21 protein-coding genes and 3 pseudogenes are annotated in these 21,080 nt (G+C 29.9%); 20 read left to right on the top strand and 4 right to left on the bottom strand.

Annotated features, from left to right (window positions below; translation table 11 throughout):
* Nucleotides 1-5 precede the first annotated feature (5 nt).
* The 9 genes from JM658_RS06565 to JM658_RS06525 all read left to right on the top strand — a co-directional run bounded on the left by JM658_RS06565 (nucleotide 6) and on the right by JM658_RS06525 (nucleotide 8,350).
* Complete coding sequence (locus JM658_RS06565; protein WP_236958448.1) at nucleotides 6-1,079, top strand: Gfo/Idh/MocA family protein; 1,074 nt, start codon at nucleotides 6-8, stop codon at nucleotides 1,077-1,079.
* A 791-nt stretch (nucleotides 1,080-1,870) separates the two neighbouring features.
* The gene (locus JM658_RS06560; RefSeq protein ID WP_236958447.1) at nucleotides 1,871-2,992 is read left to right on the top strand and encodes a serine hydrolase domain-containing protein; all 1,122 of its coding nucleotides are present in this window, start codon (nucleotides 1,871-1,873) and stop codon (nucleotides 2,990-2,992) included.
* A 138-nt stretch (nucleotides 2,993-3,130) separates the two neighbouring features.
* Nucleotides 3,131-3,736, top strand: coding sequence for an FEKKY domain-containing protein (locus JM658_RS06555; RefSeq protein ID WP_236958446.1), 606 nt, complete (start codon nucleotides 3,131-3,133; stop codon nucleotides 3,734-3,736).
* 261 nt (nucleotides 3,737-3,997) lie between these two features.
* On the top strand, nucleotides 3,998-4,345 hold the full coding sequence (locus JM658_RS06550; protein WP_236958445.1) for a hypothetical protein: 348 nt from the start codon (nucleotides 3,998-4,000) through the stop codon (nucleotides 4,343-4,345).
* Between the two features lie 3 nt (nucleotides 4,346-4,348).
* Nucleotides 4,349-4,861 (top strand): DUF5677 domain-containing protein, encoded by a 513-nt coding sequence (locus JM658_RS06545; protein WP_262911747.1) that lies wholly within the window; start codon nucleotides 4,349-4,351, stop codon nucleotides 4,859-4,861.
* 214 nt (nucleotides 4,862-5,075) lie between these two features.
* Entirely contained in the window at nucleotides 5,076-5,945 is an 870-nt protein-coding gene (locus tag JM658_RS06540) for an NADAR family protein (RefSeq protein WP_236958444.1), read from the top strand.
* A 165-nt stretch (nucleotides 5,946-6,110) separates the two neighbouring features.
* Nucleotides 6,111-6,563 (top strand): hypothetical protein, encoded by a 453-nt coding sequence (locus tag JM658_RS06535; protein ID WP_236958443.1) that lies wholly within the window; start codon nucleotides 6,111-6,113, stop codon nucleotides 6,561-6,563.
* The gene (locus JM658_RS06530; protein ID WP_236958442.1) at nucleotides 6,556-6,939 is read left to right on the top strand and encodes a hypothetical protein; all 384 of its coding nucleotides are present in this window, start codon (nucleotides 6,556-6,558) and stop codon (nucleotides 6,937-6,939) included. The genes JM658_RS06535 and JM658_RS06530 overlap by 8 nt, the downstream gene beginning before the upstream one ends.
* A 139-nt stretch (nucleotides 6,940-7,078) precedes the next feature.
* The gene (locus JM658_RS06525; RefSeq protein WP_236958441.1) at nucleotides 7,079-8,350 is read left to right on the top strand and encodes a caspase family protein; all 1,272 of its coding nucleotides are present in this window, start codon (nucleotides 7,079-7,081) and stop codon (nucleotides 8,348-8,350) included.
* Between the two features lie 48 nt (nucleotides 8,351-8,398).
* Here the strand turns inward: JM658_RS06525 and JM658_RS06520 are convergent.
* Nucleotides 8,399-8,614, bottom strand: a pseudogene (locus JM658_RS06520) (IS110 family transposase); the annotation flags it as partial.
* A 495-nt stretch (nucleotides 8,615-9,109) separates the two neighbouring features.
* Between JM658_RS06520 and JM658_RS06515 the strand changes: the two are divergent.
* Nucleotides 9,110-9,472: a hypothetical protein gene (locus JM658_RS06515; RefSeq protein WP_236958440.1), complete on the top strand. Its 363-nt coding sequence runs from the start codon at nucleotides 9,110-9,112 to the stop codon at nucleotides 9,470-9,472.
* Nucleotides 9,473-9,521: 49 nt separating this feature from the next.
* Here JM658_RS06515 and JM658_RS06510 read toward each other — a convergent pair whose 3' ends face one another.
* Nucleotides 9,522-10,487: an IS110 family RNA-guided transposase gene (locus JM658_RS06510; RefSeq protein ID WP_236958439.1), complete on the bottom strand. Its 966-nt coding sequence runs from the start codon at nucleotides 10,485-10,487 to the stop codon at nucleotides 9,522-9,524.
* 396 nt (nucleotides 10,488-10,883) lie between these two features.
* On the opposite strand from JM658_RS06510, the gene JM658_RS06505 reads away from it, so the two are divergent.
* Nucleotides 10,884-11,588 (top strand): hypothetical protein, encoded by a 705-nt coding sequence (locus JM658_RS06505; RefSeq protein WP_236958438.1) that lies wholly within the window; start codon nucleotides 10,884-10,886, stop codon nucleotides 11,586-11,588.
* A 49-nt stretch (nucleotides 11,589-11,637) separates the two neighbouring features.
* Here the strand turns inward: JM658_RS06505 and JM658_RS06500 are convergent.
* A pseudogene (locus JM658_RS06500) lies at nucleotides 11,638-11,853 on the bottom strand (IS110 family transposase); the annotation flags it as partial.
* Nucleotides 11,854-12,171: 318 nt separating this feature from the next.
* On the opposite strand from JM658_RS06500, the gene JM658_RS06495 reads away from it, so the two are divergent.
* From JM658_RS06495 to JM658_RS06480, 4 genes are all read left to right on the top strand, one after another.
* Nucleotides 12,172-12,729: a hypothetical protein gene (locus JM658_RS06495; protein WP_236958437.1), complete on the top strand. Its 558-nt coding sequence runs from the start codon at nucleotides 12,172-12,174 to the stop codon at nucleotides 12,727-12,729.
* A gap of 236 nt (nucleotides 12,730-12,965) precedes the next feature.
* Complete coding sequence (locus JM658_RS06490; protein ID WP_236958436.1) at nucleotides 12,966-13,895, top strand: TolB-like translocation protein; 930 nt, start codon at nucleotides 12,966-12,968, stop codon at nucleotides 13,893-13,895.
* 249 nt (nucleotides 13,896-14,144) lie between these two features.
* Nucleotides 14,145-16,103: an AAA family ATPase gene (locus JM658_RS06485; RefSeq protein WP_236958435.1), complete on the top strand. Its 1,959-nt coding sequence runs from the start codon at nucleotides 14,145-14,147 to the stop codon at nucleotides 16,101-16,103.
* A 146-nt stretch (nucleotides 16,104-16,249) separates the two neighbouring features.
* Nucleotides 16,250-16,900, top strand: coding sequence for an AbiU2 domain-containing protein (locus JM658_RS06480; protein WP_236958434.1), 651 nt, complete (start codon nucleotides 16,250-16,252; stop codon nucleotides 16,898-16,900).
* A 99-nt stretch (nucleotides 16,901-16,999) separates the two neighbouring features.
* Here JM658_RS06480 and JM658_RS06475 read toward each other — a convergent pair.
* Nucleotides 17,000-17,164 (bottom strand): annotated as a pseudogene (locus tag JM658_RS06475) (IS110 family transposase); the annotation flags it as partial.
* Nucleotides 17,165-17,485: 321 nt separating this feature from the next.
* Between JM658_RS06475 and JM658_RS06470 the strand changes: the two are divergent.
* From JM658_RS06470 to JM658_RS06450, 5 genes are all read left to right on the top strand, one after another.
* Nucleotides 17,486-17,728 carry a type II toxin-antitoxin system ParD family antitoxin gene (locus JM658_RS06470; protein WP_236958433.1) on the top strand — a complete coding sequence of 81 codons (243 nt, stop codon included), beginning with the start codon at nucleotides 17,486-17,488 and terminating at the stop codon, nucleotides 17,726-17,728.
* A complete protein-coding gene (locus JM658_RS06465) occupies nucleotides 17,725-18,027 on the top strand; it encodes a type II toxin-antitoxin system RelE/ParE family toxin (protein WP_236958432.1) in 303 nt (100 codons plus the stop codon). Before JM658_RS06470 ends, JM658_RS06465 begins: the two co-directional genes overlap by 4 nt.
* A gap of 248 nt (nucleotides 18,028-18,275) precedes the next feature.
* Entirely contained in the window at nucleotides 18,276-19,232 is a 957-nt protein-coding gene (locus JM658_RS06460) for an alpha/beta hydrolase (RefSeq protein ID WP_236958431.1), read from the top strand.
* Nucleotides 19,233-19,525: 293 nt separating this feature from the next.
* Complete coding sequence (locus JM658_RS06455) at nucleotides 19,526-20,065, top strand: hypothetical protein (RefSeq protein ID WP_236958430.1); 540 nt, start codon at nucleotides 19,526-19,528, stop codon at nucleotides 20,063-20,065.
* A 381-nt stretch (nucleotides 20,066-20,446) separates the two neighbouring features.
* Nucleotides 20,447-20,851 (top strand): OsmC family protein, encoded by a 405-nt coding sequence (locus tag JM658_RS06450; protein ID WP_236958429.1) that lies wholly within the window; start codon nucleotides 20,447-20,449, stop codon nucleotides 20,849-20,851.
* Nucleotides 20,852-21,080: the final 229 nt, after the last annotated feature.

Below are 21,080 nucleotides of genomic sequence, written 5' to 3'. Positions count from 1 at the left end.
CTAAAATGAGTAAACTAAAAATATTGGTGGTAGGCTGCGGAAACATGGGCGCATCTCATGCAAAGGCATACCACGAATTAAATGAAGAAGTAGCAATATGTGGGCTTGTTTCCACCGGAAAAAGTAAAGAAGTTCTAAATGCTGCATTAGGGAATAAATACCCGCTATACACAGATTATTACACCGCTTTAAAGGAAACCCAACCAGATGCCGTTTGTATTTCTACCTATCCAGACACGCATGAAGCCTATAGTATTGCAGCATTAGAGCAGGGGTGTCATGTTTTTTTAGAGAAGCCAATTGCTAGTACGGCTGCAGGCGCAGAAAGGGTAGTGGAAGTGGCAAAAAAGATGAATAGAAAAGTGGTTGTAGGGTATATTTTAAGACACCATCCATCTTGGCAAAAATTTATAGAAGTAGCACAAACCATGGGGAAACCATTGGTAATGCGAATGAATTTAAATCAGCAGAGTCACGGATATATGTGGGATGTACATCGTAATTTAATGAAAACACTGAGTCCTATTGTAGATTGTGCCGTGCATTATATAGATGTAATGTGCCAAATGGCAGTCGCAAAGCCTGTGCAAGTTAGCGCCATAGGAGTGCGACTTACAGACGATATTCCGGAGGATAACTATAACTACGGACAACTACAAATACGCTTTGATGATGGTTCTGTAGGATGGTATGAAGCCGGCTGGGGACCAATGGTGAGCGATACTGCTTTCTTTATAAAAGATGTATTTGGACCTAAAGGAAGTGTTTCTATTGTTGCTGATAAAGCTAGTGCCGCTGGAGAATCTGATACGATTGATAGTCATACTAAAACTGAAAAATTAAAGGTGCACCACGCTGCTATTGATGAAGATAATGAATTTACAAAACCAGATGACTGGATCCATTTAAAAGACGAGCCAGATCACCAGGAGTTGTGCAACCGAGAGCAACGCTATTTTCTGGATGCGATTGCTAATAATACAGATCTTACCGCGCATTTAGAAGATGCAGTAAACAGCCTGAAAGTAGCTTTGGCATGTGACGAATCTGTAAAAACAGGCAAGGTAGTTACGTTATAATATTAGCTGCTGAAATAGTAAAACCGTACAGTTTATAAATTAAATACTATTTATACGCTCCAATTCCCCTGAAAATGTGGTGTTATTGGGGCGTAGTTAATAGATCTGTTGCTTTTTGGACAGTAACACACATCTGATGCTCTCTATAGCACCCTTGCAGGATCTTCTATATACCGCAGCGGTGAGATAATTTGTATGATGATTTACCGCAAAACTTATAGTTTTACAAAAGACGATACAGCTATAAAGGGATTTTTGCATGCATTTACCCTTTTTAGTCACATTTTTAGGCCTTTTAACTATAAATACCATCAAAATCATACAACTAGTAGATCTTTTAAACCTCTGTTTAGGTCTTTTAATGATGTTTTTAGCTGCTAGACATAAGCATTTAGCTCCATTACCTAAAATTTTAGGGTCTTACCCTAAAGTTTTAAGCCTTTTAACTGAAAGATTTGAGCATGTTTATTAAAGTTTTAGGTGATTTGAAGACCCGTTAGGGTGTTTTAATGATGTATATAGATAAAAAATAGATGTGTTTAAGTCTCGACCCTAAAACTTTAGGTTGGGAGGCCAAAAACTTTAACCTTTTTAGCTAAAATTTTAGGTTGATCACCTAAAATTTTAACCGATGCCTTTAAAACTTCAGTTAATGGACCCAAAAACATCATTAAAAGACCTAAACGGGACACCTTTTGACCTAAATGGAGGTTTATTTTGATGTTAGCAAATATTATTGTAAAACTTGCAACACTTCAAAAAAAGAATCGTCTTTAATAAAAAAATAAAAAATGACACTAAAATTTAAAAGAGTACTACCATTTATTTTCCTCATACTTATTATTAGTTGCAAACCAAAGAGCTCTCAGTTTGATGATATAGGTGAATTAATTTCAAGCGAACTAGATTCATTAATTTCTAAACAAGAAATAGATGGTGCATCCGTAGGTGTTTACTTCAAAGGGAAAATATATGAATTCCATAAAGGTGAGTTAACCAAAGGAGTAAAATCTCCTCCCACAAGTGAAACAATTTATGAAATAGGTTCTTTGACAAAAACTTTTAGCGGAGTATTACTAGCGCAAGCTGTAACAGAGGGAAAAGTCACACTGGATGATGATATTCGCATATATTTGAAGGATGATTTTCCAAATTTAGAATATCAAGGAAACCCAATTACTTTTCGACATTTAGTAACTCACAGAAGTCGTCTACCAATTATTTTCCCTAACAAATCTGAAATCTTTGATAATCCAGATCAAGAAAAACTTCCTTTTCTCATTAAAGAACTGCAAGAAGGTTTTAATGAAAAAGATTTTTTCAAGGAACTCCATAATGTAAAAATAGATACAACTCCAGGATCAAAATTTGGGTACTCAAACCCTGGAGCAAATTTATTAGGTTTCTGTTTGGAGAATATTTACAATATGTCATATGAAGAAATCCTAAAAAGTAAAATTTTGACTCCTTTAAAAATGGAAAACACTAAAATAACTTTGACCGAGAAAGATAAAAAACTCTTGGCACAAGGTTATAATGATAAGAACGAAAGAATGCCTTTTGAACCGGAAATGCCAATGAAAGCAGCAGGAGGTATTGTTTCAAATATTAGTGATATGATGCAATATACTGCTTTTCATTTAAATCAAAATAACGATGTGATTAAAATTTCCCACAAGAATCTACTCGGATTATGGGACGATTTTGATAATGGTCTTTTTTGGCAAATATTTATTGACAAAAACAAACCGAATGTAATTTTCCAAAATGGAGGAACATTTGGAACTTCTAGTTGGTTAACTCTTATTCCAGAAAACCAAATAGGAGTTTTCATTGTCACCAATAAAAAAGGAAATAAAACCCATAGTCATTTAAGTAATACGGTAGATAGAATAATAGAGAAATTAAAATAAAACATTTGCTAACTTTAGCGCTGAAACACGCAACGAAATCATACACAAACACGTTGTAAAACATTTGGCAAACTAAGAAACATTTTCTCTAACCGAGTAGCATAACCAAACTAATTACGCTTTAAAAAAATAGAAATAATGAAAAATATACTACTAACAGTGATTTTAACTATGGCTTTTACTGTTGCAAATGCAACTAGAACAAATGAAAGAGTAGTAGCAGAAGTAATTTTTGAAAATATAACAAGCAAAAAATCCATTTCAGGAGAATTCTATATTAATCAAACTGATGAAAAAATTGCAATATCCAAAATTGAAAACTTTAAAATAACATTGCCAAAAAAAGGAAAATATCAATTTAGATTTGATACAAAAGATTTTATCGCATTAATTTCTTATCCTAAAAGAATTACTAACAGAAAGAACACTATTAAAATTCAATTAATTTCTAAATATCACTCAGCGTATTTAGGGTTAGAAGTTACAGATGAGCAAATTGAAAATAGAATTTTAGACGAAAATGTAAATTTTATAGTGCACAGTATTGATAATTCAATACCCGCTGAATATTCAGAATTTAAGAAAAAATATGGAATTGGGCTAATAAAAGAAAATTGTGCCGTCGATCCCATTTCAATGAAAAATGCAAGAGAAAATAATCAGAGAATTTCTAAATACTTGACAGATAAATATGGTAGAATTTGGTTAGTAGGGATTAAAGAAAAACCATTTGGAATAAAATAAAAACTGCGTAGAACAACGTGCATCCTATGAAAAGCACTAGTCCAGTTTTTCAAAGTTAATATTTAGTATTGTAAAGTTGTAAAACTGCAAAGTCGCTAATCTGCAAATTTGCAGAATGCATTTCTCTATTCTGTACTCTTTTATCTTTACTCTTTTTTTCTGATTACGGTTTCCCGTAAATAGTTTCTTAATTGAATTACTATATTTGAGGGAGAAATAAACGCGAGTGCGTTTATCTAATAGTTGTAAAGCATTACCAAAGTGACAGAAGAAGAAACTTCAAAAAAAGACTTTATTCAAGATTTATCTAGAAGAGGAAACTATTTTAAAAAACATCAATCCCAAATTGAAACTTTCCAAGAATATCTTAATCAAACAATTAAACTTATTGAGGATATAGACATATTACAATTTGAACAAATTCCAAAATTAATAAGAGTAGTAATATCTAAAGTTCTTTATTCAAATATTGAATTGATTGAATCAATAAAATTAAACTTAAATGAAAAAAGTTTTACATCTATTGAAGTATTATCAAGAGTTTCCATAGAGTATTCTTTAAACATAATCTACATTCTTGGTTCTGACAATGATTCTAGAGCCAAATGAAACCTGAATAATTATATAAAACATCATAAAAATAAAGTAAGAAAATGGAATGATTTCAATGCAAAAAACTCTTTAGATATAGACTTTTCTAAAAAAGTAGGATCAGATTTTGAACCAATGGAAAAAATGATGAATGATTCTTTTGATTTAAAAAGCCACAAATGGCCAAATGCAAGAGATAGATTTAAATCTTGTAATCTTGAAAATGAATATTTAACATTGTTTAGTTCTGCTTCCGATTCTATTCATTCGGGGTCTGAAGATACTTTCAATTATCTACAATCATTCGTAATTGGAGATTCTGATATAGGGAAATCTGTCAGAAAATTTCACCTTTTTGAAAAAATGTCATTTTCTATTTATATGGGATTGAATTCTTTACGATTCTTGCTTCATTCTCTTCTATTACTCTCAGAAAAAATTGAATTAAACGAGATATTTAAATCATTAGAGAAAATATATTTTAAAACAGGAGATTTACTAAAAATACACGATGATGAAATTAAAGACCTATAAAACGCTTTACAACAATGTATAAAAAACATAAAGCGGTTTAGGCTTAATTTGAAAACCTGTGTTTATTTATAAAGTCGCCAAATATAAAATTTGGCATTTTCAACAAAAAAATAAAAGCAAAATATTATATTTGGCTTAGTACCAACACGAAACGTATTGCTTATTACCCGCCCTACGTTTCTTATACTCACCGTTACCAGCAATTAGAAAAAAAATGAACTTCAGTTATTATCAACATAAAATCGGAACTTCGGAATTAACTCACGGAGAAATGCACGCAAGTTTGCACGAAGTTATATTGGATAAAGATTTTACTGAAAATAAAAATGCCTTTTCTAAACAACTATTAGAATTTTTAATAGAATACGGTCATTTACCAAAATTACTTCGTAGACATTTGGAAAGGGGTATAAATGTAGCAAACGAAAAGAGAACCTGCTTTATTACTGCTCCAGATTTTCCTTTAAAATCTTTTGAACCAGGTTATTTCAACACTAAATATTTAGAATTAGGATTATCGGGAGGAGATATTTCGTGGTATAACCCTAAAAGTTTACAAGAAGAATACTATTTCTTTTACGAAACAAAGCACCCATTTTCTCAATGGCATAAATCTGAATTCAAAATTGATAGTTTAACTTTTAATAGTGCTGAACAATATATGATGTACGGGAAGGCTAAATTATTTAATGACAATGAAATTGCAGAAAAAATAATGATGACTAAAAATGTGAGAGAACAGAAATCTTTAGGTCGTGAAGTAAAAAACTTTGACTTAAAAATCTGGAATCAAAACGCATTAGACATTGTATATAAGGGAAATAAAGCAAAATTTGAGCAAAATTCTGAATATTTGAATTTATTACTTTCAACTAAAGGTAAAACGATAGTTGAAGCAAGTCCTTATGATAATGTTTGGGGAATTGGATTAACTTCTGATAATAAAAATTCTGAAAACCCATTAAAATGGAAAGGAACAAATTGGTTGGGAATTGTCTTAACTGAATTACGACAGGACATTATGAATAATCGATTTGAAAATGGATATTGGGAAAGAGAAGATTATGAAAAGCATAGTGAATGAAAAATAACTGCTGGTAACACCGTATATAATTTATTGCTAGTTCTAGCCTACTTACGAAAATCCTCGCGGATTTTCTATTCGGTTTTTATTTGCTAAATTTAGTGCTTAAACCACGCAACAAACCATATACAAACACGTTGTGGTGCATTTAACGAAACCCTTAAAATGAACAGAAATCATAGAAACATATTAGCCGAAAACCTTCGTCATTATCTATCTGGAACAATAACTAACTTTGAGTTTATGGACAGAATAGAACCGATTTACAGAACAGATGATAAAGGAGTTCGAGCTGTTGAAAGTGAGTTTTGGTTTTGTTATGATGATTTGAGGAAACATAAAAATATTGGGAAAGATAAATTGACTGTTGAGGCTGAAAACCATATTAAGAGATTTATTCTATTTCTAAAATCTGACAATGAATACGAATGGAAAGACCCAAAATTCTCGAATCCTTTTAAATGGATTTTAAATCTAATAACTATCAAAAGATACCCTAAAAAATCGGAAAAGAATGAATTGAAAAATGAAGAAACTGGAGATGGCCAAGTTTGGCCATTTTTTAGACAAACAGAATTTGAAAAGGAAATTAACGAACCAAAATATCTAAATGGATAAAGTAATATTAGAAACTGAATCTTATTTAGTTCAAGGAGAAGGAAGCAAAAGATTCTTACCTTTTTTGGAAATAGAGTATAATGAAACAATTATTTACGAAAATGAGATTCCAAAATATTATTTGTCATTTTCAAGTGAATTAGAATCTGCTAACGGATTTGGAAATTGGTTTATGGCGGAATTACAAAAGAAAGGAAATGACTTGAGCGGATTTATAGTTGAACTTGGAAAAAGTTTCAATCTCAATTGGGACGTTTTCTATACAGGTTTTGGAGAAATAATTGAGGACAGTTGGAATTCCGAAATTGTTGAACTAATTGAATTTAATGACAAACTGATAGAAAAATTAAAAACGACACCACAACACCGTATATAATTTATTGCTAATTCTAGCCTACTTACGAAAATCCTCGCGGATTTTCTATTCGGTTTTTATTTATTAATTTAGTTGCTTAACCACGCAACAAACCATATACAAACACGTTGTGTGTAATTTCCACAGAATCAAATCTAGAATGAACAAAGAAGCATTAGTAATCGGAATTAATAAATATGTATCACTCGATATACTCGATAAATGTGAGAATGATGCCGAAGATGTTTCAGATTTTTTAAAAGAGTGTGGTTTCAATACTAAAGTTTTACTCAATCCAACTCAAAAAGATATAATTAAATCTTTAGCAGATTACAAGAAAAAGATTTCAAAAGATACAATCTCAATTATATATTTTTCTGGTCACGGACTTCAAATAGAAGGCGATAATTTCATTGTCCCCTCAGATGCTAATGTTTCTATAACAGAAGAAATCCCTTATTTCTGTATCAATGCTTCAGATTTATTATTAAACATTGATATTCAATCTCAAATTATGCATTTAATTATTCTAGATGCTTGTAGAAATAATCCATTTAAATCAGGAATAAAAGGAATTACAGGAGGACTTGCAAGAATGGTTGCACCAATGGGAACATTGATTGCATTTGCAACTAGTCCAAATATGACATCAATCGAAAGGAAAGAAGACAGAAATGGTATATATACAAAACATCTTTTAAATAATTTAAAAATCCCGAATATACCACTAGAAAGAGCATTCAAAAACACAAGAACTAACGTTTTAAAAGATACAAATGGGAAACAAGTTCCTTGGGAGGAATCCTCTTTACACGGAGAGGATTTCTATTTTATAAAAGAAGCGACAGCTCTTGTTATGTATTTGAAAAAGGAATTGATTTTTGCATATCAGGAGCTAACTCTAAATACTATTGACTTTAGTATAATTGATGGAAATAATGTAAGAACCGAAAAAATACCATTTTCTAAAGCAACATCACTATTTAAAAAACAATTTGAAGAATATAAAAACACAATTCATCCGAGAGATGCTTTTATGGTATTGTTCAATTTGCAGAAAATCATACATTCTGCATATAGGTTTAGCATCATAAGTAAAACAATAGATTTTAGAGAATTAGACAGACAAATTATAAATCAATCACCGAATTTAACAAGAGATGAAGTCAGTCAGTTTCAAAAAATACTATTGACTATGGAGCATTACTCATCAATATTTGCTCATAACGATAAATTTGGAGAACTAAAGTCATTGAAAAGAGATATTAAAAATCATATTTGGGTTGGATATAAATTAGATGGAGAAATTTTAGATAAACAAAATTTAATAATGGAAGACCTTGATTTTGTTAATAAAAATATTGAATCTCTTAATGAAATTATTGAATCAGAATTATTGATTGGAATAATGGATGAATTTTTCAAAACATAAAAAACTACACACAACAAAGTTCTGTGGTAAAAAACAAGTAAAAAAGCATTAACTTTTCACTAAAGTACTTCTATAAGAATCATCATATATTAAACCTGATTTGGCGATGGCAAAAACCTGTTTTAGAAGCTTATTACACACAGCTATTAAGGCCAATTTTTTACTCTTCCCTTTTGCTACAATTCGTTCATAAATATCTCTGCATGCTTTGTTGTATTTACAGGCATTAAAACTGCACATAAATAATAAATTACGAAGCTTTTGAAGCGGTTATTGAAAATGGAAATAAAGAATATTATATAGAATACAGGAATGAAAAAATAAAAACTACTGTAAACAATGGTACCTATGAAAAGCACTAGTCCAGTTTTTCAAAGTTAATATTTAGTATTGTAAAGTTGTAAAACTGCAAAGTCGCTAATCTGCAAATTTGCAGAATGCATTTCTCTATTCCATACTCTTTAATCTATTCACTTTTTATACTGATTACGGATTCCCGCATATAGTTTCTTAATTGAATTGCTACATTTGAAGGAGAAATAAGCGTGAGTGCGTTTATCTAATGGTTACCACACATTTGAAAAAAAAATGTACGCGAAATTAAAATACACAATATTACCAATATTAATCCTCGGAATTGGGTTCGGAATTTTTAGTTATCTAAACTTAAAAGACAACGGATATCAAACGGAATTTTATCTACCAGCAATATTTGTCGTACTGACCATTATTTTTTACTTTTTGCCAAGAGAATTAAAAATGAAAAGCCGAATTCTGACTTATTTCGCTTTTGGAATTGCGTTAATAGCTTTATCATTGACCGTAAACTTGACTTTTGAACATTATTCGATTGAGCGCTATGAAAAAACGCTAACGGAATATCACGAATTGAGTTGCGAACAAATGAACAAGAGATTTGCAAATGACTTAAAGAATGACGAACTAAAATACTTTTCGGGCGGATTTGCAGGAACAGGAAATTTGACACAAAATTTGAAAAAATATGATGTGGAAAATTTTGACCTTGGTTGTACATTGTATGGGAATTTAATGTGTTACAGCGAATTAGTTTCTGAATATCTGAAAGAAAAGGAAAACGTGCAGATTGCTCAATCTGTATGAATAAAAAAAACGGTGGGCAACAAAGAACTGAGGTAAAAACCAAAGGATTTTACCTCAATCTTGAAACAAAGTTTTCATCATAAGGCATTCCATTTTTCACAATAGCAAAAGCTTGTTTAAGTAGTTTATTACATACGGCAATTAATGCTAACTTTTTACTCTTTCCTTTTGTAACAATACGCTCGTAAAGCGCCTTACATGCGCGATTATATTTACATGCATTAAAACTACACATGAATAGTAAATTTCTAAGTTTAGGATTACCCATTTTACTGATTCTAGGTCTACCTTTTATACTCGTTCCAGACTCTCTCGTGGTAGGTGTAATACCTGCATAACTACAAAGTTCACTGGCCGATTTAAATTGCTTTAAACCATTTGTAAACACCAACAACATTAATGCAGTTTTCTCGCCTATACCTGGAATTGATTTTAATAAAGTTACTTCTTTTTGATACGCTAATTTCACTTTTTCAGACAATATAGCTTCCAACTTCACAAGCTCATTATCTATATTTTTCAACTGTCTTTTTAAAGATTTCAAAACCTCTTTGGAAGGGATTCCCAATACAGATTCGCCGTGAATTTTATTTTTTAATTGAGTAGGTTGTTTTGTGTAAACACTTAATAACCTTACTATTTGCAAGCATTCTTGTTGGTTCTTACTATGACCCTCCCAACATTTTGGCTTCTGATTTAGTCCGTATTCATAAAGTTGTTTAGCATCACTCTTATCAGTCTTTACCTTACTTAATTTCATCTGGATAAAACGCTTTACTTTCAAAGGGTTCTCTACAGAGACTGCTATATCATGCTCTAATAAAAAATAGGCTAATTGTATATGATAATAACCTGTAGCTTCAACAATACAATGAGACAAACTATTGGTGATTTTCTTTAATTGTTTAAAGCCTGACAAACTATTTGTAAATTGATGAAACTCACCTTTACAATCATAAACATCAATAAAATCTTTACTAACATCGATACCAATAAATTCTTTAACTTTACTCATAATAAAAAAAGGATTGGAAAGAAATAACTACTGAGAATTCTACAACTTAAAAACGAGATCCAAAGTCTCACACCTGCCTGCCGGCAGGCAGGGAACTGAACGAATTTAGAGTAGTAAAGCGTAGGGGTTTTCAATGTTGACGAAATCTAGGTTTCAACGTATATCATAACCTTATTCTACGCTTTTTCTTTCTGATTAATATATCTAATTTAAGGAATTGCTAACTTAAGCTATATATACATCATGCGAAGTTAGTGGTTTAAGTCTGAGGACAGGAATATCTGCAATAACGCAATACAAACAGTGCTCGTGCTTAGCTTGAAATTCCTTGTATTTCCGCTCGCACGAATGCATATATTTAACGTTGGTAAATATTAAAAAAAAAAGCGAAAATCAATGAGAATCATTACTTTAATTATACTTTTAGTTTCCTTAAATGTATTATCTCAAGAAAGGGAAATTTCAGATTTAGAAAAGTTAAAACAAGATTTGACTACTGACATAAATAAACTAAATGATTCATTAAAAAAAGTTGAAATTCAAATAGCTGTTTTGAAATCTAAAGAAATCAAAAAAATGGTCTCGGACTCATCTTTAGTTTCTACTGCAAGAGAAGGTGCTTACATAAAAAAATCTTCAAACGTAATGGGAGAAATAATCACCAAATTGACAGAAAAAAAAGAAGTTATTTTATTAGATTATTTTGATGGTTATTTTGGAGTTTGTACTGATTCAATTTGTGGATATATGAGTGAGATGTGGATTGAAAAGAACGAAAAAATATATGAATTTATAAAAGTAAAAAAGCAAGAACAAAAAGAATTAAAAAGATTAGAATACGAAAACAAGCTTAAATTTAAAAAAGGAGAATATGCCAAATTAGAAAAAGAGTATATTAAAAAGTATGGACAAAAAACTTTTGATAAACTAAAAGAAGGATATTATTGGACTGGAATGAACAGAGAAATGGCAACTATCTCATTAGGAAGTCCCAAAGACATCAACAGAACTGTTGGTTCTTGGGGAGTTCACGAACAATGGGTTTACGACAACATTTATCTATATTTTGAAAACGGGAAATTGACTTCGTACCAAAATTAAAAAAACGTATGACAATAAAGTACTGTGGTAACAAACAAGTAAAAAAGCATTAACTTTTCACTAAAGTACTTCTATAAGAATCATCATATATTAAACCTGATTTGGCGATGGCAAAAGCCTGTTTTAGAAGCTTATTATACACAGCTATTAAAGCCAGTTTCTTACTCTTCCCTTTTGCTACAATTCGTTGATAAATATCTCTGCATGCTTTGTTGTATTTACAGGCATTAAAACTTCACATAAATAATAAATTACGAAGCTTTTGAAGCGGTTATTGAAAATGGAAATAAAGAATATTATATAGAATACAGGAATGAAAAAATAAAAACTACTGTAAACAATGGTACCTATAAAAAGCGCTAGTCCAGTTTTTCAAAGTTAATATTTAGTATGGTAAAGTTGTAAAATTGCAAATTCGCGAATCTGCAAATTTGCAGAAGCCATTTCTCTATTCTGTACTCTTTTATCTTCACTCTTTTTTTCTGATTACGGTTTCCCGTAAATAGTTTTTAATTGAATTGCTATATTTGAGGGAGAAATGAGCGTGAGAGCGTTTGTTTGATAGTTGTATGCCATTTAAAAAATGAAACAAAACACCAGTATTTATATATTCTTCATAATCTTTTGTTTTGCATTTTCTTCATGCAAATTAGAAGTAAAGGAAAAGGATAATTATGAAATTATATCCGAAGTCCTGAATCATTCTCTAGGACACAGATCTGATGATGAAAATGGGCTGGGTTGGATTGATGAATCTCAAGAATACCAATCACTACTTGTTTTGAATCATACAAATCTAAGAGAATCAGATATTGAGGATATAAAAGGCTATTTAACTTTCCATGAGTTAAGTGAATTTTCAACCGATGATTTTAGAGCAAAACAAAAGTGGGACATAACTAAAATAAAGAATTTTGACCGGTACGAATTACAGGTTTTGAGAGACCAAGATGTCAAAAGCCCTCATATTGGAATGATTCAAATTTCTTCAATAAGTTATAATGAAAAGTATGATGAAGCCATAGTTTATACATCATTTATATGCGCTGGAAGTGGGGATTGTGGAGAAGGATTAATTTTTCATTTGCAAAAAAATAAGAAATGGACTATTGAAAAAGTGGATGTCCTGTGGGTCTCATAAAAACGGCATACAACAAAACCTATAAACAATAAGGGCTTCGAGCTTAGTCGCTGGGTTTGTGTATTTTTATGATGCTTACAAAATCTTTGGGATTTTGCTTTTTAGCGGGACAAAGAAAAAAAGAAAACCAAAAGATTTCGCTATGTGCGTGGCGGAAAGCAAACGCTGGTTTGCTACCGTACTGTTCATAGCTAAACCGTTGGCAACAATTAGAAAAAAATAACAGAAAAATAGTTATGATTAAAATTAAATTAATAATTCTGTTAATTTTAATTTCAAATTCATTATTAGCTCAAAATGAAAATGAAATTATTCAATTTAATGAGAAACTAAATCAATTTAACAATGTACGAGATTTATGCATTTCTAACGATGGAACTGAAGCTTTTTTTACTATACAAAGTCCTTTTTCAGAAATTTCACAAATTGCATGTATCAGAAAAGAAAATAACGAATGGCTAGAACCTGAACTATTACCTTTTTGCGATTCGTATATGTATTTAGAGCCATTTTTATCCGCAAATGGAAACCGCCTATTTTTTGTTTCGGACAAACCAATAGATGCAAACAATAATGATAAAAAAGATTTTGACATTTGGTATGTTGACAGAAATAATAAAGATGATAAATGGTCCGAGCCTAAAAACATTGGAAAACCTATTAATTCAGATTTAGATGAATTTTACCCTTCAGTTAGCGACAACAACAATCTATATTTCACAATGGATTCTCCAAATGGTTTAGGGAAAGATGATATTTATTTTTGTAAATGGGAAAACGATAAATATTTAGCTCCTATCCTTTTGAGTAGGAATATAAATAGTGATGGATATGAATTTAATGCTTTTATATCCAAAAAAGAAAATTTTCTGTTATTCACAAAATATAATGAGAAAGATGGTCAAGGAAGTGGTGATTTATACATTTCAAGAAAAGACAAAAGTGGAGAATGGCAAAAAGCGAAAAATTTAGGGACTCCCATTAATACGAAATATATGGAATATTGCCCTTTTTATGATGAGGAAAACCAAATCTTATATTTTACAAGCAAAAGAAGAAACCTTAATCCAAAAAAATTTAACAATATTACAGAATTTAAAAAATATATTACAGAAAATTCAAATGGTTTGAGTAAAATTTATTCAACATCAATAAAAATAAAGTAACAACTGTTGCCAACACCGTATCCTATGAAAAGCACTAGTCCAGTTTTTCAAAGTTAATATTTAGTATTGTAAAGTTGTAAAACTGCAAAGTCGCAGAAGGCATTTCTCTATTCTGCACTCTTTAATCTTTTCTCTTATTTCTGATTACGGTTTCCTGTAAATATTTTTTTAATTGAATTACTATATTTGAGCGAGAAATAAGCGTGAGTGCGTTTATCTAATAGTTGTGCCTAATTAGAAAAAAACTGAATGATAACATCAATATTTTTAAGACATTTTAAAATTTATAAAGGAATTACTTTCATTCCTATTTCTGAAGGAGTTGGATTTTCTAGTTTAATTGGTGAAAATGGTGTCGGAAAAAGTTCTGTTTTAGAAGCTATTGATTGTGTTTTAAATCAAAAAAACAACAATTGGCCAATAAATAACGAAGCTAAAAATGAAGGTGTTGGTGGAGATAACTTTCCATATATAGCTCCAGTTTTCTTAATTAAAAAAGAAAAATTAAGAAATACAAAATTAGCTGACCAAGAACTATTTCAAAAAGCTGAAAAATTATCTAATTTTATTTGGAACAATAATCTTAAAGCTCCGACAAAAAGTTCATCTGCATTTAATGAGCATATAGGTGAATTAAAAAAGTCATATAATAAAGATGATTATTTCATACTTATTGTTGGTAAAAAACACAATGATAATTCTATATATTTTGGAGGCTATCAAAACTATCTCGATTTTATCGGGGAAAAACCCTCAGTAAAACCTTCTGAAAAAGAAATACAAGAGTATTTTAAAGGTTTTTATGACTACATCATCTCACATTATTCTTACTTATATATTCCCGTAGAAACTGATGTATTTACCTATACAAAATTAGAAACTGTAGAAATGCAGAAACTGATGGATAAAAACATTCAAGATGAAATTATTAAAGCAATTAAACCAGGAACATTAAAACAAATTAATAAAGATTTAAATTTTTTCGTTAAAGATGTTGAAAGTATATTAGAGGAATATGAGTATAAAGGCTATCATAAGAACAGCTTAACAATGCCTGATTTAGTTTCTAAAATAATTGAGGCATACTTTTCAATTAAAGTTTTAAACAAAAAGCCGAAAAACGGATCTAAACTAATACCTGTCAGCGAATTAAGCTCAGGAGAGAAAAGAAAAGCACTAATCGATGTCGCATACTCATTTCTTTTAAAAAACAAAAACACAAATTCAAATATAATTCTAGCAGTAGATGAACCAGAAGCTTCGTTACATATTTCTGCTTGTTACGACCAATTTGAAAAACTTTTTAGTTTAACAAAAAACAAACATCAAATAATTATATCTACTCATTGGTATGGATTTCTTCCTATTGTGTTAAATGGTAGTGCAACTTCTATACGTAAGAAATCATCAAATGAAAACTCTGCTGATTTCTTTAATCTTTATAATTATAGAGAAACAATCACACAAGCAAGAAAAAAAGCTAAGGGAAAATTACCCATTGACTATAATATGAAAAGCTATAATGACTTAGTTCAATCTATTTTATTTTCAATTTTAAAAGACGAACCTTATAACTGGATAGTTTGTGAAGGTCTTTCAGAAAAAATATATTTTGAAATAATGTTCAAAAATGAAATTGAAAATAATAAATTAAGAATACTTCCCTTAGGGTCTTTCAAAGAAGTTCGAAAATTATATAACAATTTATTATCTCCAATTAAAGACCCAGATTATACTATAAACGGAAAAGTAATTTGTCTTATTGATACAGATTCTGAAAGGGTTGAAGTTGATTATGAAAATAATAATAAAAATTTGTTTTTTTATAGATTATGGAACAATAAAAAAGAGAATTTAAAAACAGAGCTTATAGATGTAAATAGAAACTCAATGAATCCTCCAACGGAAATTGAAGATTGTTTGAGTCCATACGTTTATAAACAAACACTAATTGAATTTACAGAAGAATATGAGAGTATTAAAAACATTATAAAAAACTGTGAAGTTAGAGATAATGCAACTAACTCCTATTCTACTTTTGATTTAAGAGATAGCGAAAAAGACGACATTAAAGATTTTTTCGATGACAACCAAGGTTATAATAAAATAAGATTTGCAGAAAAATATATTGAGATTTTGCAAAAACCATTATTTAAAGAAGAAACTGAAATGGAATGGATAACAAAAATAAAGAAGTTAATAAACTAGGCACAACACCGTATAAAATTAATTGCTGGTTATAGCCTACTTACGAAAGTCCTTGCGGACTTTCTATCTGTGCTTTATTTACTAAATTTAGTGCTTAAACCACGCAACTAATCTTATACAAACACGTTATATGCAAGCTGAGAAAAATGAGAGCTGAAACACTAATTTTAAAAAAAAGATTATCTGAAATTCGAGATACATTACTCGAACTAGAATTTATAAAAAAGGATATTAAAAGTTTAAGCGAAAGTTATAATTCACAAGAGAAAGAAATCTTAACCGAGTCTATGTTTTTTAATAGACTATATAGAAACTACATAAGACTATTCATTATTGATATTTTTAAATTAATTGGAAAAAAGGAAGACCACAATATTCAAAAGCTTCTTGAATTCTGTAAAATAAACTTAAAAAGAATAGATTGGGAAAATTCAATTTCACTACAAGAATTAAATGATTTATGTGATAATTTATCAACGATTTCTACAAAATTTGAGCAAATAGAAGGTTTACGGAATAAATATTACGCTCACAACGACAAGAGAAAAAAAACTTTTAAATATGATATTTCGTTAAAAGAATTATGGGAAATTCTAGAAGGTCTTCAAAATATATTCAGTGAATTAAATTTAAAATTTGATAACCATCACTGGTATTTTGATATTCAATATACAACGCCAGGTGTTATTAATAATTTATACAAATTCAAAAAAATACGAAAATTGACATTAAACGGATATGGAAAATTAGATTCAACTATAGAAATTCAAGAACTATTAAAAATTATGAGAGGTTAAAAGCCTGCATATAACAAAGTACTGTGGTAAAAAACAAGTAAAAAAGCATTAACTTTTCACTAAAGTACTTCTATAAGAATCATCATATATTAAACCTGATTAGGCGATGGCAAAAGCCTGTTTTAGAAGCTTATTACACAAAGCTATTAAAGCCAGTTTTTTACTCTTCCCTTTTGCTACAATTCGTTCATAAATATCTCTGCATGCTTTGTTGTATTTACAGGCATTAAAACTGCACATAGATAATAAATTACGAAGCTTTTGAAGCGGTTATTGAAAATGGAAATAAAGAATATTATATAGAATACAGGAATGAAAAAATAAAAACTACTGTAAACAATGGTACCTATGAAAAGCGCTAGTCTAGTTTGTCAAAGTTAATATTTAGTATGGCAAATTCGCTAATCTGCAAATTTGCAGAAGGCATTTCTCTATTCTATACTCTTTAATCTATACTTTTTTTCTGATTACGGTTTCCCGTAAATAGTTTCTTAATTGAATTGTTATAGCTAGTTCGTTTGTTAGATGTGTGCAATTAGGCTATGTTACCAAGATTTGGTATATTTGAGTAAAATTTATAGTCGAATGGGAAAAAACACATCAATATCACTCGGAAATCATTTTGAGAATTTTATCAGAGAAGAAGTAGATTCAGGTAGATATGGCTCTGTAAGCGAAGTTATTCGTTCTGCATTACGGCTACTAGAACGTGAAGAGAAAAAAGAAAGAGAACTAATTAAAGCTCTTGAAGTCGGAGAAAATAGTGGTTTTATTGAAAATTTTGATCCGAAAGAAAACCTGGCTGAATTACATCGTAAACACTTATGAGTATAAGTCAATACCGAATAAGTAAACAAGCGATTGATGATTTAAATGATATTTGGGTTTATACTTTTCACAAATGGTCTAAAGAGCAAGCTGACAGATATTATGAATTGATAATTGATGAAATTGAATTTATATCGGACAACTATCTGATTGGAAAATCCGCGGAGCAAACTCGAAAAAATTATCGAGTATCAAAAATCAAGTCACATCTGATTTTTTACAGAAAGGTCGAAAATGAAATTGTCGAAATCGTTAGAATTTTACATCAGAGAATGGATATTAAAAAGCTACTGAAATAAAAAACTGCACACAGCAAAGAACTGAGGTAAAAAGCAAATCACTTCTTCCAAATATTAGACACTCTTATATTAGGCTTAGATATTCTATTAATTGAATCTCTAAGCTTTTTTATTCTTCAATACACGCTTTATCATATTTTTTATACATAACAATAAGTAGGGTATTCCAACTTCTATTTGTTAAATTTGGTGTTTTAAGACAGAACTAATCTTGTTTAAACTCCTTGAAAACATTTATGAAAACTACAATGAAAATACTTAAGTGGATTGGTAAAATTTTAGTAGGGTTTATTATTCTAGTGTTAATATCAGGTTTATGCTTCCGGTTATTTAGTTCGAAGCCTGTTCCGCCAGGGAAATTGGTGAGTGTTAATGAAACTAAACTTCATATAAGAGCAGAGGGGAATAAAAATGATTTACCAACTCTTGTATTAGAATCTGGTGCAGGGGGCGATACAGATATGTTTCATTGGATTAATGAAGGATTAAAAGAAGACATGAGAGTTGTGCGTTATGATAGAGAAGGGAAAGGGTTTAGCGAATCAAGTAAAGATAGTATAACATCAGAATTTTATGCACACCAATTACATGAATTGCTTGAAGAAAGCGGAGAAAAGCCTTCTTATATATTAGTGGGGCACTCTATGGGTGGTCCTTATAATCGGATTTTTAGAGATCTATATCCCAATGAAGTAAAAGGAATGGTTTTTATAGATTCGAGTCACCCAGAACAATGGGAGCGATTGGCAGAAAATGGATTGTTTGAGGAAAATCAGATATTCTTAATTAAAACTCTTTCCATACTTTCCGACCTTGGAATTATGGGAGTTTATAATCAAATAACTAGTTCAAAACCTATTGATGGAGGCTTACCAAAAGAGTGCCAGAACCGTAAAATGGATCTTCTTGTGCAATCTGGTGATGTGTATAGAAGGTATCTTAAAGAGTATGCTATAAATAATGACATTCTACTTAGAGCAGGTAGCACAACTACATTAGATTCATTGCCTGTTTTAGTTTTTACAGCTACAGATCAGTATGGGGATGCTCAAAAATGGTTTGAAATGCAAGAGGAACTCAAAGAATTATCTACCAATGGAAAGCAACTTTATGTAGAAGCAAATCACGGTTCTATCATAACAGACAAGGAAAACGCTGTTATTATTAATAAAGAAATACGTTCAATGGCAAAATTGGTTGAATAGAAGTTGATATTTGCCAATGCATCTAAATATAGGTTTTGTAAATAATTAAACTTATAACCAGAAAAAAATAGAGATTTTGACCAAGACGTTACGTATAAAAAACAGTTTTCAAGCATCATTCATTATTTAAACTCTCTAAACGGGCGCAACATAAGATATAGTTTATAACTGTTAAATTTTATCCCGAAATATATACTCTTTTTTTAGTATATTTATTCTTTATTAGAGATTTTAAATACTTTTATTCTTAACCAAATCTTACACAAAACGTTGGCAAACCTTAATGCAGACATATGGATAAAAAAATATTATACACGTTAGATTTAAAATTTAAAAGACATAATTTAATTTTTGATTATGATGTGAACGCTCAAAAACTTACGATTGGAAAGACTAAAAAAGTAATTGTAAAATATATCGTTGGAATATTAATTATTCTGCTGTGCTTTTTCTTTGCGGGTTTGATTAATAGAATGGACATTCCTATGAATCTGTTCTTGAGAATCATTCTTTTACTTTTAAGTGGAACAGGTTTTGTAATGATTGGAAACGCTTATAAATTATCAAAGAATAGTAAGTATAAAAAAGTTTTTTCACCAAATTCTATAGAATTACTTTCAACAAGAGAATCCAAAAAATATGATGCTGAAAATATTCAAGATTTGGTATATGAAATAAATAAATACAAGGATACTTTTAATGGAAAAATGTTTATTTTATTAAAGGACAACTCAAAAATTGAATTACTTACTCTAATCGAGAAAAATCGTACGCATTTGAAATCTGATTTTGAATATCTAAGAGGAATAATAAAGGAACACGTCAACATATAGAATAACTATTTACCAACAAAGAACTAAGATAATAGCAAATCAGTTGAGTAAAATAGAAATGGATTCTATGGGATTGACTTCAGATAAAGACCATAATCTAAAAATAGCGCAAAGGCTTTTAGATTATAAAAATGCTATTGAGGAAAGACTTAAATAATGAACAACAAATTTTTTGTAGTAAAAGGTCAGTCCTAATAAATTAAAAAAGGATGCAAAATAAAGTGTCTGTACTACTGCAAGTTATCTCTTAATATAATCATAGCTACTAACGTAAATCCTTCAGCTAATAGGGGGAACTATAATTTTTATTTGCTAAATTTAGGTGTTTCATTATTTGCATAATCGAAACACATCTAAAGCTATTAACGTAAATACATCGCAATGAATTATAAAGTTACTGCTAGTTCCTCTTCAAAAAATAATGCTTCAATAGAAATTAAAGAATCGAATTTACTTTTTGGAACTATTCCAGCTGCAGAAAGTACACTTCCAAATCCAGCGGAGCTCTTTTTGGGTTCCTTTTCGGCCTGTGTTCTTAAAAATGTAGAGCGTTTTTCTACCATGATGAAGTTTAATTATGATAAGGCTGAAATAACAGTTGAAGCAATCCGATTGGAGAAACCTCCAAGAATGGATGAGATTAACTACAACTTAAAGGTTTATAGTGATGATGAGAATTTAAATATTGATCTCCTAAAAAAGAATATTGAAAAATTTGGTACAATGTATAACACCGTAAAGTCTACATGTTCTGTAACAGGACAAGTTATAAAGGTACCCGAATAAGAGAAATTTTATGTATTTAATCGCTTTATAACATTGAAAATTACAGAAAATGATAAAAAAATGTATCTTTTTTAATGTTTATTAGTCTACTTAGTGAACTATAAATCTAAAAGTCATGAGTAAATGTAAATGCACAAATTGTGATTGCGTTAAATGCAATTGTGGAAATTGTTTGGAAAATAAATGTCCTTGCTCTAAATGCGAATGTGATAAATGTAATTGCTGTTAA

It is taken from the genome of Joostella atrarenae (assembly GCF_021764745.1).
In the GTDB taxonomy this organism is placed as follows: domain Bacteria; phylum Bacteroidota; class Bacteroidia; order Flavobacteriales; family Flavobacteriaceae; genus Galbibacter; species Galbibacter atrarenae.
Note: the sequence above shows the minus strand (reverse complement) of the source record. Positions and strands in the feature narration are given on the sequence as shown.

Bases quoted from the DNA above. Each gene is read 5' to 3' on its own strand.
- JM658_RS06565 (WP_236958448.1), top strand. From the start codon at position 6: ATGAGTAAACTAAAAATATTGGTGGTAGGCTGCGGAAACATGGGCGCA.
- JM658_RS06560 (WP_236958447.1), top strand. From the start codon at position 1,871: ATGACACTAAAATTTAAAAGAGTACTACCATTTATTTTCCTCATACTT.
- JM658_RS06555 (WP_236958446.1), top strand. From the start codon at position 3,131: ATGAAAAATATACTACTAACAGTGATTTTAACTATGGCTTTTACTGTT.
- JM658_RS06540 (WP_236958444.1), top strand. From the start codon at position 5,076: ATGAACTTCAGTTATTATCAACATAAAATCGGAACTTCGGAATTAACT.
- JM658_RS06535 (WP_236958443.1), top strand. From the start codon at position 6,111: ATGAACAGAAATCATAGAAACATATTAGCCGAAAACCTTCGTCATTAT.
- JM658_RS06530 (WP_236958442.1), top strand. From the start codon at position 6,556: ATGGATAAAGTAATATTAGAAACTGAATCTTATTTAGTTCAAGGAGAA.
- JM658_RS06525 (WP_236958441.1), top strand. From the start codon at position 7,079: ATGAACAAAGAAGCATTAGTAATCGGAATTAATAAATATGTATCACTC.
- JM658_RS06515 (WP_236958440.1), top strand. From the start codon at position 9,110: ATGAAAAGCCGAATTCTGACTTATTTCGCTTTTGGAATTGCGTTAATA.
- JM658_RS06510 (WP_236958439.1), bottom strand. From the start codon at position 10,487: ATGAGTAAAGTTAAAGAATTTATTGGTATCGATGTTAGTAAAGATTTT.
- JM658_RS06505 (WP_236958438.1), top strand. From the start codon at position 10,884: ATGAGAATCATTACTTTAATTATACTTTTAGTTTCCTTAAATGTATTA.
- JM658_RS06495 (WP_236958437.1), top strand. From the start codon at position 12,172: ATGAAACAAAACACCAGTATTTATATATTCTTCATAATCTTTTGTTTT.
- JM658_RS06490 (WP_236958436.1), top strand. From the start codon at position 12,966: ATGATTAAAATTAAATTAATAATTCTGTTAATTTTAATTTCAAATTCA.
- JM658_RS06485 (WP_236958435.1), top strand. From the start codon at position 14,145: ATGATAACATCAATATTTTTAAGACATTTTAAAATTTATAAAGGAATT.
- JM658_RS06480 (WP_236958434.1), top strand. From the start codon at position 16,250: ATGAGAGCTGAAACACTAATTTTAAAAAAAAGATTATCTGAAATTCGA.
- JM658_RS06470 (WP_236958433.1), top strand. From the start codon at position 17,486: ATGGGAAAAAACACATCAATATCACTCGGAAATCATTTTGAGAATTTT.
- JM658_RS06465 (WP_236958432.1), top strand. From the start codon at position 17,725: ATGAGTATAAGTCAATACCGAATAAGTAAACAAGCGATTGATGATTTA.
- JM658_RS06460 (WP_236958431.1), top strand. From the start codon at position 18,276: ATGAAAATACTTAAGTGGATTGGTAAAATTTTAGTAGGGTTTATTATT.
- JM658_RS06455 (WP_236958430.1), top strand. From the start codon at position 19,526: ATGGATAAAAAAATATTATACACGTTAGATTTAAAATTTAAAAGACAT.
- JM658_RS06450 (WP_236958429.1), top strand. From the start codon at position 20,447: ATGAATTATAAAGTTACTGCTAGTTCCTCTTCAAAAAATAATGCTTCA.